The organism is Brasilonema bromeliae SPC951 (assembly GCF_012912135.1).
GTDB lineage: Bacteria > Cyanobacteriota > Cyanobacteriia > Cyanobacteriales > Nostocaceae > Brasilonema > Brasilonema bromeliae.
Genome location: NZ_QMEB01000401.1, coordinates 1 through 1,335 on the forward strand (window position 1 = coordinate 1; position 1,335 = coordinate 1,335).

2 protein-coding genes are annotated in these 1,335 nt (G+C 67.3%); both read right to left on the reverse strand.

Annotated elements, in window-relative coordinates; translation table 11 throughout:
• A partial coding sequence (locus DP116_RS28015) for a peptidylprolyl isomerase (protein ID WP_169158222.1) occupies positions 1–574 on the reverse strand: 574 nt, incomplete at its 3' end.
• A 142-nt stretch (positions 575–716) separates the two neighbouring features.
• The coding region (locus DP116_RS28020) for a peptidylprolyl isomerase (protein WP_211173564.1) at positions 717–1,335 on the reverse strand (619 nt) is incomplete at its 5' end.

The following is a 1,335-nucleotide window of genomic DNA, read 5'->3' on the forward strand; positions in this document are numbered from 1 at the left end:
GCTTGGTCCCCAGACTCGGCGAGCTCGGGTCGATGCGTTGCAGCTTGTCGAGCACTTCCTGGCCTTCGATCACGCGGCCGAACACCGTGTGCTTGCCGTCGAGATGCTTCGTCTGGACGAAGGTGATGAAGAACTGGCTGCCGCCGGTGTCGCGTCCCGCGTGGGCCATGCTCAGCGTCGCGGGGAAGTGTTTGCGGGCGTTGGGCTGGTAGCATTCGCACGGAATGTTGTAGCCGGGACCGCCGGAGCCGGTGCCCGTGGGATCGCCCCCCTGGGCCATGAAGTCTTCCAACACGCGGTGGAACGTCAGGCCGTTGTAGAAGCCCTTCTCCACGAGCGAGACGAAGTTGGCGACGGTGTTCGGCGCTTCGTTCTCGTACAGCTCGACGACCATGTCCCCCTCCGTCGTGGAGAGCTTCACTCGCGGGAGGTCGTCGGCCTTGGCCTCCTTCTCGCGGATCGCGCGTTCCTCTTGCGACACCGCGTCGTCGAGGGCCGAGGCCGGAACCGCCACCGCCGCCGCGACCGCCAGCGCCAAGAGCGCCCGCCGCGGGAAGAGCTCGAGAACTTTCATCGCCAGGCTCCAGAGGAAGAAGGACGACGCCGTGACGACCCGCGCTCGCGCGCGAACCGGCCGCCGACGTGTGGCAAAGCGAACCGGCCGGCGATGAACGGTCATCGTCGGCCGGGGGAGAGAGTCGAGACGTTCGCGACGATTAGCGCCGCGACGGGAGCGTCTTCGGCTGGTACTCGTGGTCACGCTTCCGCAGCACCTTGGCGGTGACGATCTTGTCGGGCGTGACGCCGGGCACCGGGCGGCTCGGGTCGACCCGCTGCAGCTTGCCGAGCACCTCTTCGCCCTGGATCACCCGGCCGAAGACGGTGTGCTTGCCGTCGAGGTGCGACGTCTGACCGAACGTGATGAAGAACTGGCTGCCGCCGGTGTCGCGACCCGCGTGGGCCATGCTCAGCGTGGCCGCGAAATGCTTGCGGGCGTTCGGCAGGTAGCACTCGCAGGGGATCGCGTAGCCCGGGCCGCCGCGGCCGCTGCCTTCGGGGCAGCCCCCCTGGGCCATGAAGTCTTCCAACACGCGGTGGAAGATCTTGCCGTTGTAGAAGCCCTTTTCGACGAGCGAGACGAAGTTGGCGACCGTGTTCGGCGCTTCGTTCTCGTACAGCTCCAGCACCATGTCGCCCTTATTGGTGGAGAGCGACACGCGGGGAAGGTCGTCGGCCTTGGCCTCGGCGGCGCGGATCGTTTGCTCTTCCTGGGAGACGTCGGGGGTGCGGTAGCTCATGAGGGGCCTTTCGCAGCGGGAAGGGAGACGGCGCACG